Annotated in this window: 14 protein-coding genes; 5 read left to right on the top strand and 9 right to left on the bottom strand. The window is 62.5% G+C overall.

Annotated features, from left to right (window positions below):
- Positions 1-142 precede the first annotated feature (142 nt).
- From ehuB to QMX88_RS22125, 6 genes are all read right to left on the bottom strand, one after another.
- Entirely contained in the window at positions 143-1015 is an 873-nt protein-coding gene (ehuB, locus tag QMX88_RS22150) for an ectoine/hydroxyectoine ABC transporter substrate-binding protein EhuB (RefSeq protein WP_282372372.1), read from the bottom strand.
- A gap of 64 nt (positions 1016-1079) precedes the next feature.
- Positions 1080-1985, bottom strand: coding sequence for an aliphatic sulfonate ABC transporter substrate-binding protein (locus QMX88_RS22145; protein ID WP_282372376.1), 906 nt, complete (start codon positions 1983-1985; stop codon positions 1080-1082).
- A gap of 257 nt (positions 1986-2242) precedes the next feature.
- Entirely contained in the window at positions 2243-2764 is a 522-nt protein-coding gene (gene msrA, locus QMX88_RS22140) for a peptide-methionine (S)-S-oxide reductase MsrA (protein WP_282372371.1), read from the bottom strand.
- Between the two features lie 133 nt (positions 2765-2897).
- Positions 2898-3872: a GlxA family transcriptional regulator gene (locus QMX88_RS22135; protein ID WP_282372370.1), complete on the bottom strand. Its 975-nt coding sequence runs from the start codon at positions 3870-3872 to the stop codon at positions 2898-2900.
- Positions 3873-4074: 202 nt separating this feature from the next.
- The gene (locus tag QMX88_RS22130; RefSeq protein ID WP_282372369.1) at positions 4075-4926 is read right to left on the bottom strand and encodes a sensor histidine kinase; all 852 of its coding nucleotides are present in this window, start codon (positions 4924-4926) and stop codon (positions 4075-4077) included.
- Positions 4927-5401: 475 nt separating this feature from the next.
- Complete coding sequence (locus QMX88_RS22125; protein WP_282372368.1) at positions 5402-6775, bottom strand: LLM class flavin-dependent oxidoreductase; 1374 nt, start codon at positions 6773-6775, stop codon at positions 5402-5404.
- A gap of 522 nt (positions 6776-7297) precedes the next feature.
- Between QMX88_RS22125 and QMX88_RS22120 the strand changes: the two genes are divergently transcribed.
- Genes QMX88_RS22120 through QMX88_RS22105 form a run of 4 tightly spaced genes read left to right on the top strand, consistent with a single transcriptional unit; the run spans position 7298 to position 10206 of the window.
- The gene (locus tag QMX88_RS22120) at positions 7298-7963 is read left to right on the top strand and encodes an amino acid ABC transporter permease (protein ID WP_282372367.1); all 666 of its coding nucleotides are present in this window, start codon (positions 7298-7300) and stop codon (positions 7961-7963) included.
- Positions 7944-8603, top strand: a complete 660-nt coding sequence (locus tag QMX88_RS22115) for an amino acid ABC transporter permease (RefSeq protein ID WP_282372366.1) — start codon at positions 7944-7946, stop codon at positions 8601-8603. Before QMX88_RS22120 ends, QMX88_RS22115 begins: the two co-directional genes overlap by 20 nt.
- Positions 8600-9361 carry an amino acid ABC transporter ATP-binding protein gene (locus tag QMX88_RS22110; RefSeq protein WP_282372365.1) on the top strand — a complete coding sequence of 254 codons (762 nt, stop codon included), beginning with the start codon at positions 8600-8602 and terminating at the stop codon, positions 9359-9361. Before QMX88_RS22115 ends, QMX88_RS22110 begins: the two co-directional genes overlap by 4 nt.
- The gene (locus QMX88_RS22105) at positions 9355-10206 is read left to right on the top strand and encodes a transporter substrate-binding domain-containing protein (RefSeq protein WP_282372375.1); all 852 of its coding nucleotides are present in this window, start codon (positions 9355-9357) and stop codon (positions 10204-10206) included. The genes QMX88_RS22110 and QMX88_RS22105 overlap by 7 nt, the downstream gene beginning before the upstream one ends.
- A 250-nt stretch (positions 10207-10456) precedes the next feature.
- Here QMX88_RS22105 and QMX88_RS22100 read toward each other — a convergent pair whose 3' ends face one another.
- Complete coding sequence (locus tag QMX88_RS22100; RefSeq protein ID WP_282372364.1) at positions 10457-10768, bottom strand: cupin domain-containing protein; 312 nt, start codon at positions 10766-10768, stop codon at positions 10457-10459.
- A gap of 306 nt (positions 10769-11074) precedes the next feature.
- On the opposite strand from QMX88_RS22100, the gene QMX88_RS22095 reads away from it, so the two are divergent.
- Positions 11075-12205, top strand: a complete 1131-nt coding sequence (locus QMX88_RS22095) for an alkene reductase (RefSeq protein WP_282372362.1) — start codon at positions 11075-11077, stop codon at positions 12203-12205.
- A 556-nt stretch (positions 12206-12761) separates the two neighbouring features.
- Here the strand turns inward: QMX88_RS22095 and QMX88_RS22090 are convergent.
- Both QMX88_RS22090 and QMX88_RS22085 read right to left on the bottom strand, forming a co-directional pair.
- Positions 12762-13436 (bottom strand): HAD family hydrolase, encoded by a 675-nt coding sequence (locus QMX88_RS22090; RefSeq protein ID WP_282372360.1) that lies wholly within the window; start codon positions 13434-13436, stop codon positions 12762-12764.
- Positions 13437-13528: 92 nt separating this feature from the next.
- Positions 13529-13771 (bottom strand): hypothetical protein, encoded by a 243-nt coding sequence (locus QMX88_RS22085; RefSeq protein ID WP_282372359.1) that lies wholly within the window; start codon positions 13769-13771, stop codon positions 13529-13531.
- Positions 13772-13777: the final 6 nt, after the last annotated feature.

The raw sequence follows: 13777 nt of genomic DNA, 5'->3' as shown, positions 1-13777 counted from the left end.
CATGCCCCGCGACCCGGGTGTCGCCCCGGTTTCAGCGGGGAAGAGGCCCGTGCAGGCGCCATCAATTTTGCGGTGTGCTCACCGACGCCTTCCCGGCTGAAGCCGGTCCTACAATGGCATCGGCATCAGCATCAGGTTGGCATCAGCGGTTGCAGCGCTGCTCGGCCGTCACGTCTGCGGGTGGCAGTTCGTTTTCGGTGTAGCCGTATTTCTGCAGGATCTTCAGCAGGTCGCCGGAAGCGCGCAGTTTCGCCAGTTGCTCATTGAACGCCTGGGTAAACGCCGGATCGTTTTTCGGCAGGCCGTAGGCGTGGTAATTCCAGGTCGGTTTGCCGTCGGCATCCGGGATCTGCTCGAACGGCAGCGCCCGTTCAACCGGCGTGCCCTCGGCTTTTTTCAGCAGGCCGATGATCTCGGCATCCGGGAAGTACACCACGTCGACGCGGTCGGCCTGCAGCGCGGCGAGGGCTTCAGTGTCCTTGTCGAAGAGCACAACGTTGCCATTGCTGATGCCGCTGTCCTTGGCTTCCTGCACCTGATTGCTGCCGGGCTGGGTCGCCAGCCGCGCCTTGCCGTTGGCTGCGACGTCCTTGAGGCTGTGCAGCTTCAGCGGGTTGCCGGCCTTGACCAGAAACGCGCCGCCGGAACGGGTGACCGGGTTGGAATAGCCAATCACTTTGCAGCGCGCCGGATTGATGAACAGGCCGGCACCGATCAGATCGAAACGACCTGCCGCAAGACCCGGCACCAGCGAGCCGAACTCGGTGATCGGCAGTTCAACCTTGCTGATGCCCAGGGGCTCCAGAATGGCCCGGAGGATTTCGACGTTGGCGCCGACGATTTTCCCGTCAGTGCCCACGTACGCGTAGGGTTGCTCATTGGCGATGCCGGCGGTCAGGCCCTGACTGCGGCCCTTTTCCAGCAGGCCGGCGACGGCGGAGAACGAAAACACGGCATTCAGCAGCAGGGCGGAGCCGAGTACGGCAGACAGCGACAGCGGTTTTAAGCCTTTCATCAAGTGCGCTCAAGAGTGGGAATGAAGGGTCAGGTGCAGCGGTTGGCAACGCCAGGTGCTCCATTCATGGCGTCCAGATGTCCACGTCCTTGGCATCCACAGCAGTGGGCAATAGCCCGGCCTTGAAAAAGGCATCAGCGATCTTCTGTTGTTCGCCCAGTTGGTCGGCCTTCACCGGCTCGACCTGATAACTGCGATGGGCGTTGGCGGCCTCGACGGTTTCCACGTCCAGATTGCCCCATAGCGGGCCGAGCACTTGCGCGGCTTCCCGGGGGTGGCCTTTGATCCAGCCGCCGGCCTGTTGCAGCTGTTCGTAAACCCGCTTCAGCACCTCGGGATGCGCCTTGGCGTAGGGCGTGCTGGTCAGGTAATAGCGCTTGTAACTTGCCAGGCCGACGCCGTCAGTCAACGTGCGCGTCGGCAACTGGCGCTGCACGCTGGTGAGGAAGGGTTCCCACGTCACCCAGGCGTCGACCTTGCCATTCTCGAACGCCGCCCGGCCGTCTGCGGGGGACAGGTACGCCGGCTGGATATCGGCGAACGACAGCCCGGCCTTGCTCAGCGCGGCGATCAACAGGTAATGGGTGCCGGCCGCCTTGGTCACGGCGATCTTCTTGCCTCTCAAATCCGACAACTGGCGGATCGGCGAATCATTGCGCACAACGATGGCCTGGGCGGCGGGCGAGGGCGACTCTTCAGCAAAATAGGTGAGCTTGGCCTTCGCGGCCTGGGCGAAGATCGGCACGGTATCGGCGACGTCCGCGCTGATGTCGACATTGCCGACGTTCAGGGCTTCAAGCAGGGGCAGACCGCTGGGGAACTCGTGCCAGGTGATGTCAATGTTGTCTTTCCCCAGTGCCTCCTCAAGGGTGCCTTGGGTCTTGAGCAGGGTGATCAGGGTGGAGGATTTCTGGTAGCCGATGCGCACCGTTTCTCGAGCACTCGCCGACAGCGCGAAACCGCTCGCCATCGCAGCGACCAGACCGGTCAGCAATGCGTTTCGAATGAAAGTGCCAGCGATGGTACGAAGAATGGGCATGGCGAACTCGTGGCGAGTGAGGCGCGAAAGGGCGCAAGCCACGAATCATAATGTTCTAAAAAGAAATGGCTAAATATCGTTTGGTTATTAGTTTATGCACGGATGAGATTCGGAAAATGTGCCTCAGCGATGACCGTGATGTTCGAGGGACCGCTCTGGCAAGCGGCCCCCCGTCAAAGTAAACCCAATCAGGCTGTGGTGGCCTTGTCCCGCACCGGCAGTGTCCAGTTTGGGCGAATGAAATGGCAGGTGTAGCCGTTGGGGATGCGCTCCAGGTAATCCTGATGCTCGGGTTCGGCTTCCCAGAACGGTCCGGCCGGGGCAATTTCGGTGACGACTTTGCCCGGCCACAGGCCAGAGGCATCGACATCGGCCACGGTGTCCAGGGCCACGGCTTTCTGCTGTTCGTTAAGGTAGAAAATCGCCGAGCGATAGCTCACGCCCCGGTCATTGCCCTGGCGGTTCGGGGTCGACGGGTCATGAATCTGGAAGAAGAATTCCAGGATTTTGCGGTAGGAAATCTGCTCGGGGTCGAAGACGATTTCGATGGCTTCGGCGTGGGTGCCGTGGTTGCGATAAGTGGCGTTGTCAACGTCGCCACCGGAGTAGCCGACGCGGGTCGAGACGACGCCGGGGTAGCGGCGCAGCAAGTCCTGCATGCCCCAGAAGCAGCCTCCGGCAAGCAGCGCGGTTTCGGTGTGGGTGGTCATGGGCAAGTCCTTCCAGCGATTGAACGGTGTGTGTTTCAGACAAGCAGCGCAGTGTGCGTGTCTGCGAGCTTGTTTGCGAGTGTGCGGCGCAATGGCCGCCCTTGAAGATCAGATGACTGACGCGCGCACTCGTTCAGTCGCCGCCGAACTGCTGACGGTATTGTCCGGGCGTCACGCCAATGCGCTCGCTGAACGCCTTGCGCATGTGCCGCGCGCTGCCAAAGCCGCAGCGACTGGCCACGACCTTGAGGGGCAGGTCGCTGCCTTCCAGCAGTTTGCGTGAATGGTCGATGCGCGCGTTGAGCAGAAATTGCATGGGCGTCAGGCTGACTTCGCGCTGGAACGCCCGAGCGAAATTGCGCGGGCTCATCGCCGCCAGGTCGGCCATGCGCTGCACGGTGTAGGGCTCATCAATGTGGTCCACGACGTAGGCCTGCACCCGGGCGATCGCGCTGTCATCCCGGGGCACCGCCGCCAGCAACGGGCCGTAGGGCGTTTGTCCGCCCTGACGCTTCATCACCACCAGCAGCACTTTGGCGACCTCCAGCGCGACCTCTTTGCCGTGGTCTTCGGCGACGATGGCCAAGGCCATGTCGATCCCCGCTGTAATGCCGCCGGAAGTGATCAGGTTGCGGTCGACCACGTAGATCTGCTCGGTTTCGACCCGGGAGGCGGGAAAGCGCCGAGCCAACCGCTCAACGTAGTTCCAGTGGGTGGTGCAGCGGTAGCCGTCGAGCAGACCGGCGTCACCCAGCAGAAACGCGCCGGTGCAGATCGCCCCGAAACGCCGGGCGCTCTGGGCGGCGGTAGGCAACCAGGCGTTGAGTTGCGGATGGCTGACGCCGTACGCGCCCGGTCCGCCGGGGACCAGCAGCAGGTCGATGTCGGCTGGGAGATCGTCCAGCGCCAGGTCTGCCTGAGCCTTGAGCCCACAGGAGCTGCGGATGAGCAGCGGGGGTTCGGCCACGGTGATCAGTCGGTACTGCTTCTCCGGCGCCAGCAGTCGATTGGAAATCGAAAAAACGTCCATGGGGCCGGTCACGTCGAGCATGAGCACTTCGTTGAACAGCACCACCGCCACTGTTTTCTGCTTTGGAATGTCGCGCATGCCTTGATCGCCTTTCTGTTACCGCCACTGCCAGCGCAGGGGGCACGAGCCTGAATCCAGGCGGCATTCTAGGGGATTGCGCGAACGAATGTGAATGATTGGCGTTTGGACGAAATCGGGGATGTGCGGCGTGCCTGCCGCGGCTGATCGGCACGGGCTCGATGAGGCGTCGTTGGGGGATGGCTAGAGGACGGGCAGCCTTTCAATAACAGCACGTCGGCAGCTGAACGCGGATGCGTGCGCCGCCGCTGGCCGAGGCTTGTGCCCAGATGCGCCCTTGATGGGCGTCTACCACCGCGCGACAGATCGCCAGCCCGACGCCGAGGCCGCTGCTCTTGGTGGTATAGAACGCGCCGAAGATCTGTTCGCGGCGGTCTGCCGGGATGCCCGGACCGTTGTCTTCGACGCACACCTCAACGCCGTCATTGAGGGTGAACGAATTGATGCGCAGGACAGCGGCGTCGCGGTTACCGGCCATGGCCTCCACGGCATTGGTGATGAGGTTCACCAGCAATTGCTGCAACTGCACGGCGTCGGCGACGATGGATTGGTCGACGAACAAACCGGTTTCGAGCCGCACCCGCTGGGCGGTAAGCGCAGGCTGGGTGAGGCGGATGGCTTCGCGAATGACGTCATCAATCTTCAGGATCTGCAGCTGCAAAGGCGCCTGACGGGCCAGCGCGCCCAGGGCCTTGACGATGTTGGCAGCGCGTTCGCAGCCGGCGCGGATGTCCTTCAGACCGGCAATGGCCTCTTCGATCTCTGGCACGTCGCGCTGCAGCCAGCGCAGGCTGGCGGCGGCGTTGGCGGCGATGCCCAGCAGAGGCTGGCAGATTTCATGGGCGATGGAGGCGCTGAACTCGGCCATCTTGCGGGTGTGAAGGCTCTGGGCGTAATCGCTTTGCGCGGCGGCGTCCTGATGGCAGACGGGAGTGATGCGCGCGGCCGGGTGCGCAAGGGGCTGCAGAGAAGGGTGCCGAATCGCCTCCGGCCAGTTTTGTTCCGCTGGCGGCGGGAAGCGGTCATAAAGAGGAGATTGATGTTCGTCCAGCATCGTAGCCCCCGGCGGTTCGAAGTCCTGTGCTTCGTCGCGCTTGAGTATACGCAGCGTGTCCGGCTTGAAACGGCGGCGAAGGGGCTTTGGCAGGAACGGGCACCCTGATGTCTGTCAGGGTCCCCACAGCACCCGCCCAATGGGACCGCGCGCACATAGTGGGACCGCGATTACCTTGTAGGACTGGCTTTAGCCGGGAACGCATCAGATGTTGCAACGCAAAATTGATGGTATACGCACGGGCCTCTTCCCGGCTGAAGCCGGTCCCACTGAATGACCGCGAGCATATGGTGGGACTGCGATCATCTTGTAGGACTGGCTTTAGCCGGGAAGGCGTCAGATGTCACACCGCAAAATTGATGGTGTACTCGAGGACCTCTTCCCGGCTGAAGCCGGTCCCACTGAATGACCGTGAGCCCATGGTGGGACTGCGATCATCTTGTAGGACTGGCTTTAGCCGGGAAGGCGTCATGCGTCAAACCGCTAGCAGAACGCCGCGCGCAAGCGTTGCCGGGTGGGCCGGGTAGGGCAGGCCCAGCCGTTCGCGCAGGGTCTTGCCGGTCGGCCCATCGGCGGGCACCAGGCCGCGGCGTTTGAGCTCCGGCAGGATCAGCGCAATGAAATCGTCCAGTCCTTCGGGGTAGGTCGGCGGCAGGATGTTGAAGCCGTCGGCACCGTACCCTTCAAACCACACTTGCAGCTGATCGACCACTTCTTCGGGTGAGCCGACCAGGGTCCAGTGACCCCGTGCGCCGGCCAGCCGCAGGTACAGCTCGCGGATGCTCAGCCCCTCGGCGGCCAGTTGCAGAATCAATTGCTGGCGGCTTTTCGAGGCGTTGGTGGCAGGCAGGTCCTGGGGCAGCGGCCCGTCCAGCGGCAGGTGCGAGAGGTCGACGCCGCCGAGCAGCCCGGACAGCAAACTCAGGCCGACTTCCGGGTGCACCAGATTCTGCAGGCGCTGATGTTTGGCGTGGGCTTCGGCGGAGGTCGGCGCGGTGAAGATCGTCACCCCGGGCAGAATCTTGATGTGCTCGGGTTTGCGCCCCAGCACCGCCGCGCGGGATTTGATATCGCTGTAGAACGCCTGGGCGTCGCCGATATTCTGGTGCGCGGCGAAGATCGCTTCAGCGGTCGCGGCCGCCAGCGCACGCCCATCCTCGGAAGCACCCGCCTGCACCAGCACCGGTTTGCCCTGGGGCGAGCGCAGCACGTTCAGCGGCCCGCGCACATGGAAGTGCTCGCCCCGGTGGTCGGCCCGGTGCAGCTTGCTGCGGTCCAGAAACACGCCGCTGTCCTTGTCCAGCAGCAGCGTGTCGTCCTCCCAGCTGTCCCACAACTTGTCGACCACCTCATGAAATTCCCGCGCCCGGCTGTAGCGGTCGGCGTGCGCCGCTTGCTCGCCCTGATGCCCGCCGCCGAAATTCTTCGCTGCGTCGGGGTCGCTGCTGGTGACCAGGTTCCAGCCCACGCGACCGCCGCTGATCTGGTCCAGCGAGGCGAACTGGCGCGCCAGGTTGAACGGCTCGCTGTAGCTGGTGCTGGCCGTGGCGATCAGACCGATGCGCGAGGTCACGGTCGCCAGTGCCGACAACAGCGTCAGCGGCTCGAAGCTCAGGCTCGGCGCGATGACCCGGTCGAACGTCGGCGCATCGATGCCCCGCACGGAAACACTGTCCGCGAGGAACAGCGTGTCGAACCCGGCCGCCTCGGCCTTGCGCGCCAGATCAATGAAGTGGCCCAGCCGAATGCCCGCGTCGGCCTCGGAACCGCTGTCGCGCCACGCGGCGATGTGATGCCCGGTGGCCCGCAGGAACAGGCCGAGCTTGAGGGTTTCAGTGCGTTGGGTCATGGGGTGGCTCCTGGATCGGATCGGAACGGGCGAGGTCCGCGGCACGGCTTGTTGTGCGTAAAGCCCGAAAGCGCGGAGTGCTGTGGAGATAGCAAGGCGTATGCCCACGTTGCTGGGTCGGCTAGACGGCGACGCGGCATCGACAAAAAAGCCTGCCATGGCAATGCCTTGGGTAAGCGCGGTGCCAGCCTGTGCTTCGGACCTCCAATCATCGAAGCCGCTGACACTGTTGTCCCAGCAACAGCACTCCACCACTTGCCATGGAAAACAAACAGTTACGCCCCTTAACGACCCTCGATCGCGCTGAATCCCGGGACCTTCCGGCGTGGCATAAAGCCTGCAATGACCCAGAAACAAACCCGCGTCGACCCACCCATGGCGTCGCGTTTTACCCGTCATTGGCAGGAGTTAATGTGTCTACCGCCCCATCAACGATCCCTCACAACCTTTCAGCCCCGGGACCGGCCGGTATCGATCCACCCGTCGATGGCGACAACCTCACCAACCAGGGCCAGGGTTGATATGGCGTTCGATGTTGAATTTGCCGTGTCCACGCTGCCCGCGTTCGTCAGCGCCGTCGGGGTCACGTTGCAAGTGGGCTTCATCGCCATCGGTACCTCGCTGTGCGTGGCGCTGATCAATGCCGCGATCACCGCGTTCGGCGTGCCGATCCTGCGTCCGCTGGTGCGCGTCTATGTGGAGCTGGCGCGCAACACGCCGTTGCTGATCCAGCTGTTTTTCATCTACTTCGCGCTGCCCACGCTGGGCATCCGCCTCTCCGGGTTTGCCTCGGCGGTCATTGCCATGACCTTCATGGGCGGCGCGTACTTGACCGAGATCCTGCGCGCGGGCATCGACGCGGTGCCCAAATCGCAGATCGAATCGGGGCTGTCCATCGGCCTGTCGCGCTGGCAGTTGCTGCGCCACGTCATCCTGCCCCAGGCCGGGATCCTCAGCCTGCCGGCGCTGTTCGCCAACTTCATCTTTCTGCTCAAGGAAACCACCGTGGTCTCGGCGGTGGCGGTACCGGAAATTCTCTACACCACCAAAAGCTACATCGCGCTGTACTACAAAACCTACGAAATGCTCGCGGTCATGACCGGCCTGTGCGTGCTGCTGTTCGTGCCGCTGTCGCTGCTGCTGCGCCTGATTGAAAGGAGGCTCCAGCATGGCCAGTTCGGGTCTTGAATTGCTGTGGATTTCGGCGCCGCAACTGGCCCAGGGCATCGGTCGCACGCTGGGTATTTCGCTGTTGGCGATCATCTTCAGCAGCGTCGGCGGGCTGACCTATGGCGTGCTGCGCAACCTCGGCGTGCGCTGGGTCGACGGGGTGCTGCTGATCTACCTGGAGCTGTTCCGGGCGGTCCCGGTGCTGGTCTGGCTGTACCTGTTCTTTTTCGGTTTGCCGATTTTTCTCGGCTGGAGCATCCCCGGTTTCTGGTGCGCGGTGCTGGTGCTGTCGCTGTGGGGCGCCAGTGAAACCGGCGAAGTGGTGCGCGGGGCGCTGCGCTCGATTCCGAAAGGGCAACGGGAAGCGGGGCTCGCGATTGGCCTCGGCCAGCTGCAACTCTACGGCCGCGTGCTGCTGCCCCAGGCGTTGCGGCGTATGACGCCGCCGCTGATCAATGTCTTCACCCGGCTGATCAAAACCAGCTCCCTGGCGGTGCTGATCGGCGTCGTCGACGTGATCAAGATCGGCCAGCAAATCATCGAGCGGACCTATGAGTCGGTGCTGATCTACGGCTTCCTGTTCGTGTTTTTCTTTCTTGCCTGTTATCCGCTCTCGGCCGCTTCGCGGGTGCTCGAGCGGCGTTGGAATCATTCATGAGCCCATTGATAGAACTGACCCGCTTCAGCAAAAAATTCGGTTCGGTGCCGGTGTTGCAAGACGTTGACCTGAGCATTCGCGAAGGCGAGGTGGTGGTGATTCTCGGCCCCAGCGGCTGCGGCAAAAGCACCTTGCTGCGTTGCCTCAACGGTCTCGAGCTCGGCCATGCCGGGCAGTACCGCTTTGCCGGTCAGGACCTGCCGGCCAACACCGATTGGCGCCAGGTGCGGCAACAGATCGGCATGGTATTTCAGAGCTACCACCTGTTCCCGCACATGACCGTGCTGGAGAACATTGTGCTCGGACCACTGAGCGTGCAGAAGCGCACACGCGTCGACGCGCAGCGACAGGCCGAGACGCTGCTGACCCGCGTGGGCCTGCTGGACAAACGCGACGCCTATCCGCGCGAGCTTTCCGGTGGTCAGCAGCAACGCATCGCCATCGTCCGCGCGCTGTGCATGAACCCCAGGGTCATGCTGTTCGACGAAGTCACCGCGGCGCTTGATCCGGAGATGGTCAAGGAGGTGCTGGAAGTCATCCTCGACCTGGCCCGCAGCGGCATGACCCTGTTGATCGTCACCCACGAAATGGCCTTTGCCCGCGCGGTGGCCGATCGAATCCTGTTCATGGACGGCGGCCGTATCGCCGAACAGAGCGACCCTGAATCCTTCTTCAGCGCCCCGCAGACCGCACGCGCGCAGCAGTTCCTGGAGAAATTCTCATACGTAGAAAACATGCCAAAAAGGAAAGCATCGTGACCCTTAAATCTGCCCTCGTACTGCCACTGCTCGCCCTCGGATTGCTGGTTGGCACCGCTGCCGCCCATGCCGCCGACTCTGCTGCAGGGTCATTGGAAAAAATCAAGGCGCGCGACACGTTGATTGTCGGCGTTTTCAGCGACAAACCGCCGTTCGGGTTCGTTAACGAACAGGGCGACTACGTCGGCTTCGACACCGATCTGGGTCGGCGTTTCGCCAAGGATCTGCTCGGCGACGAGAAGAAGATCGAGTTCGTGGTGGTCGAGCCCGCCAGCCGCATTCCGTTTCTGCAGAGCGACAAGGTTGACCTGATCCTCGCCAACATGACCGTGACGCCGGAACGGGCGCAAGTGGTCGACTTCACCCACCCCAACCTGCGCGTCGCCGTGCAGGCCCTGGTGCCGGACAGCAGCCCGGTGAAGACGCTGGACGATCTGGCCAGCAAAACCGTCATCGTCACCACCGGCACCACGGCGGATATCTGGCTGACCAAGAACCACCCGGACTGGAAGCTGCTCAAGTTCGAGAAGAATTCCGAGTCGCTGCAAGCGCTGGCCAACGGCCGAGGCGATGCCTATGCCCAAGACAACCTGGTGCTGTTCAGCTGGGCCAAGCAGAACCCCGGCTACCGCGTGCTCGCACAGAAACTCGGTGAAGAGGCGCCGATCGCTCCGGCGGTGAAGAAGGGCAACACTGAACTGCGCGATTGGGTGAACACCGAACTGGCCAGCCTCGGTCAGCAGAAATACCTGCTCACGCTGTACAACCAGTACGTGCGCGATCAACTGGCGGCGGACACCGATCCGTCGGCGGTGATCGTTGAAGGCGGGGCGTGGAAGCCTTGACTGATCGATCTTGGGGCTGGTAGCCGGGAAGCGGCCATTTCGAACACCCTGGGTTTAGCGGTGTGATATCCGACGCCTTCCCGGCTAAAGCCGGTCCCACTAGGGTATGCGGGGCCACTGAATGCGCGCGGTGTTTTAGTGGGACCGGCTCCAGTCCCGCTGGATGAATGCGGTGTTTAGTGGGACCGGCTTCAGCCGGGAAGGGGCCGGTAAGAGCACCCTCGATTTTGCAGTGATCAGGCGGCCTGGCTCAGACGCTGCCTTCGCTTTCGATCACCAGAATCCGCGCTTCACCCAACGGGTGGGCAACGTGGGCCGTGCCAATGGAGGCGTAGAAAATATCGCCGATGTGCAGCACGGTTCTTTGCTCGACGCCGTCCTGCTTGAAGCGCATCTCCACTTGCCCGTCCAGCACCACAAACACCTCCTGACCATCATTCACGTGCCATTTGTAGGGCTGGTCCGTCCAGTGCAGTCGCGTGGTGATGCCGTTCATGTTGGCGATGTCCAACGCGGCCCATGGGCGGTCACCGGTGAAGTCCTTGCTGCGGATGATGTTCATGGAGTGCCTGTTCAGGATGTGGGGTGTTGACCAATGAGCCCACTGGCATTGCCGAGGGTCGACCAACGTTCGATGCGCGGAATCATAAGCGCGGGACGACCGACTGCAACGGGTCGTCTGGGTAGATGAGCTCAAAAGCGCAAGATTCTGTAAGTGGCGTTGTCTGCGGCCGATGTCCGGAATCATTGCGGATCTGACATTGCCGGGTCTGCACATGCGGCTTAGACTCCCGGCCATCCACTAGACGACTGGTCTACGCAGTACGATCTAGCCAACACTTTCAACGACTTGAACGGAGTATCGCCCATGTCCACTCAACCCTTGCTCACCCACGTCAACCTCGGACGGCACGTGCTGAAAAACCGCATTGCCTTCCCGCCGTTGACCCGGCAGAGAAGCCTGCAGCCGGGCGATATCGCTTCGGACCTGATGGCACGCTACTACCAGCAACGGGCGTCCGCCGGTTTCATGATCACCGAAGGCACTCAGATTGAGCCGCGCGGCCAAGGCTACGCATGGACCCCGGGCATCTACAGCGCCGAGCAGGTCAAAGGCTGGCGCAAAGTGACCGATGCGGTGCACGCAGAAGAGGGCGTGATTTTCGCCCAGCTCTGGCACGTCGGCCGTGTGTCCCATCACGCCTTGCAGCCTAACGGCGAAGCGCCGGTTGCCCCCTCGGCGATTCCGGCGGCCAACGCCAAAGCGTTCATCGAAACGGCGCCGGGCGCAGGGCAGCTGGTCGTACCGCCGACGCCTCGTGCGCTGACCGTCGAGGAAATCCGCGAGCTGGTCCAGCTGTATGCCCAGGCGGCTAAGAATGCGATCGAAGCAGGTTTTGATGGCGTGGAAATTCACGCGGCAAACGGTTACCTGGTCAACCAGTTCATCTCCGAGCACGCCAACCACCGCGATGACGAATACGGCGGCTCGCTGGAAAACCGCCTGCGCTTCCTGCGCGAGATCGTCACTGCCGTCGCCGAAGCGGTAGGCGGGGACCGTCTGGGCGTGCGCTTCTCGCCGCTGTTCGCCAGCACCGACGAAGAACGCGTCTACATCGGCCTGGTGGAAAGCGACCCGCACCACACCTACGTCGAAGCCATCAAGGTCCTGGAAAATGCAGGCGTCGCCTACGTCTCCATCGCCGAAGCCGACTGGGACAACGCCCCCGAACTGCCGGACACCTTCCGCAAAGCCATCCGCGAAGCCTTCACCGGCCGCATCATCTACGCCGGCCGCTACACCGCCGAACGCGGCAACCGCCTGATCGACGCCGGCCTGGCCGACCTCATCGCCTTCGGCCGCCCCTTCATCGCCAACCCCGACCTGCCGGCCCGCATCGCCAACGGCTGGCCCCTCAACCCCGTCAACCCGGCCACGTTGTATGGCGGGACGGAAGAGGGTTATATCGACTATCCGGTTTATAACGCGGGTGAGTGAAGGCAGGGTGGTTAGCCGATTGGCGTGACGCGGAGCGTCGGAGGATGCATTCCCACGCGGAGCGTGGGAATGATCTGCGCGTCGAGTCTGGAGCCGGTTTCAACGGCCAAGATTGATGGCGCATGAACTGGCCTCTTCCCGGCTAAAGCCGGTCCCACTAAGAGCAGCGTGTGCATTCAGTAAAATTTGGGGTGATCCGGCCTGCGTCTTCCCGGCTAAAGCCAGTCCTACCAAGAACGCGTTAGCTCTGCTTTTGATCTTCATACACAAAAGGTTCAGTCACCGCCAATCGCGACTTGGGTGCAGGCTGAACGCAGGTCTCGCGGAGTGGGCCGAGCCGCATGGATGCGGCGAGAGCGCCGTCAGGGCATGGATGCCCGTTCGGCGCGGGCCCACGGAGCGAGACCGGAGTGAGGGAACCCTGACGAAGGAAGGGCCCAACCGAGAGCAGGCACCCTTGGTTACTTGGGGTGCTTTTCCAAGTAACTCGCCGAAGGCGAAATGTCTGCCCCCAGGCAGACGCCCTTGATCTTGATCTGAAAAAAACGCTGTAAACCTATTCGCGCGTAGCGATCTCATCGAGATGGTTGAGCAGCGCCAGCGGATCCTCATACACCCGCAACGCCCCGGCCCGCTCCAGCTCACTCACATCGTAGCCACCCGACAGCAACCCAATCCCCGTCGCCTTGCACCGCCGCGCCGCCAGCATGTCCCAGATCGCATCGCCGATCACCAGACAATCCTCAATCTTCGCGTCGATCTTCTTCGCAGCCGTCACAAACAAATCCGGGTCCGGCTTGCCATTCTTCACATCATCGCGCGTGATCAGATTGATCTTCTTCGGGTCCAGCCCCAACGCCTTCAAATTGATCTCCGCCGTCGACATCTCCCCACTGGTCGCGATGCACCAGGGGAAGCCCTCATCGTCCAGCGTCTTCAGCAAATCAACAGCGCCAGGCAAAGCAATGATCTGATCCTGAGTTCTCTCATACGCCTCGGCGTGCCGTTTACTCAACCGCTCGGCCTGCGCCTCGGTGATTTCCATCCCGGTTTCCCGGGACAGCATCTTCAGCATCAAACCGCCGCTCATGCCGATCTTGCGGTGGATCCGCCACATCGCCAGAGGAATGTTTTCCGAATCGAGGGCTTCTTTCCACGCCGTGACGTTCTGATAAACGCTGTCGGTCAGGGTGCCGTCGAGGTCGAAAAGAAAGGAAGTATTGGATCGCATGGTGTGGCTCCGTTGGTAAACATGTCATCCGCTGACAATGGCTAAAAATAAAAGGGACGCGCCAGGCGCTCAGGCAAGCCGCATAAAGCTGCTCAGGACAAACCGAGTGTCAGCCGTTTCAACCGCGACTCCACGACGGCGTCGTAGAACTCGGAAAGCTGCTCGGCCTGCTGCGCGTCGATTCCCCCGCAGCAACGCAAACCGAGCACGAAGCCATTGGCCTGAGCGCCGCTCTTGACCACATCGATGGTCGAGCCAGAGGCGCGTATGTCGGCCAGGATCATTTCGCTTTGCGGTCGTAGCACGGGGGGCAAGTGATCAAGGATGTCGGTCATGGGGGG

The sequence above is a fragment of the Pseudomonas sp. PS02290 genome, assembly GCF_029960075.1.
Lineage (GTDB): Bacteria > Pseudomonadota > Gammaproteobacteria > Pseudomonadales > Pseudomonadaceae > Aquipseudomonas.
The sequence above is the reverse complement of the archived record's forward strand: the minus strand, read 5'-3'. Positions and strand labels throughout refer to the sequence as shown.

Coding starts and splice junctions, on each gene's coding strand:
- ehuB (WP_282372372.1), bottom strand. CDS start 1,015: ATGAAAGGCTTAAAACCGCTGTCGCTGTCTGCCGTACTCGGCTCCGCC.
- QMX88_RS22145 (WP_282372376.1), bottom strand. CDS start 1,985: ATGGCGAGCGGTTTCGCGCTGTCGGCGAGTGCTCGAGAAACGGTGCGC.
- msrA (WP_282372371.1), bottom strand. CDS start 2,764: ATGACCACCCACACCGAAACCGCGCTGCTTGCCGGAGGCTGCTTCTGG.
- QMX88_RS22135 (WP_282372370.1), bottom strand. CDS start 3,872: ATGCGCGACATTCCAAAGCAGAAAACAGTGGCGGTGGTGCTGTTCAAC.
- QMX88_RS22130 (WP_282372369.1), bottom strand. CDS start 4,926: ATGCTGGACGAACATCAATCTCCTCTTTATGACCGCTTCCCGCCGCCA.
- QMX88_RS22125 (WP_282372368.1), bottom strand. CDS start 6,775: ATGACCCAACGCACTGAAACCCTCAAGCTCGGCCTGTTCCTGCGGGCC.
- QMX88_RS22120 (WP_282372367.1), top strand. CDS start 7,298: ATGGCGTTCGATGTTGAATTTGCCGTGTCCACGCTGCCCGCGTTCGTC.
- QMX88_RS22115 (WP_282372366.1), top strand. CDS start 7,944: ATGGCCAGTTCGGGTCTTGAATTGCTGTGGATTTCGGCGCCGCAACTG.
- QMX88_RS22110 (WP_282372365.1), top strand. CDS start 8,600: ATGAGCCCATTGATAGAACTGACCCGCTTCAGCAAAAAATTCGGTTCG.
- QMX88_RS22100 (WP_282372364.1), bottom strand. CDS start 10,768: ATGAACATCATCCGCAGCAAGGACTTCACCGGTGACCGCCCATGGGCC.
- QMX88_RS22095 (WP_282372362.1), top strand. CDS start 11,075: ATGTCCACTCAACCCTTGCTCACCCACGTCAACCTCGGACGGCACGTG.
- QMX88_RS22090 (WP_282372360.1), bottom strand. CDS start 13,436: ATGCGATCCAATACTTCCTTTCTTTTCGACCTCGACGGCACCCTGACC.
- QMX88_RS22085 (WP_282372359.1), bottom strand. CDS start 13,771: ATGACCGACATCCTTGATCACTTGCCCCCCGTGCTACGACCGCAAAGC.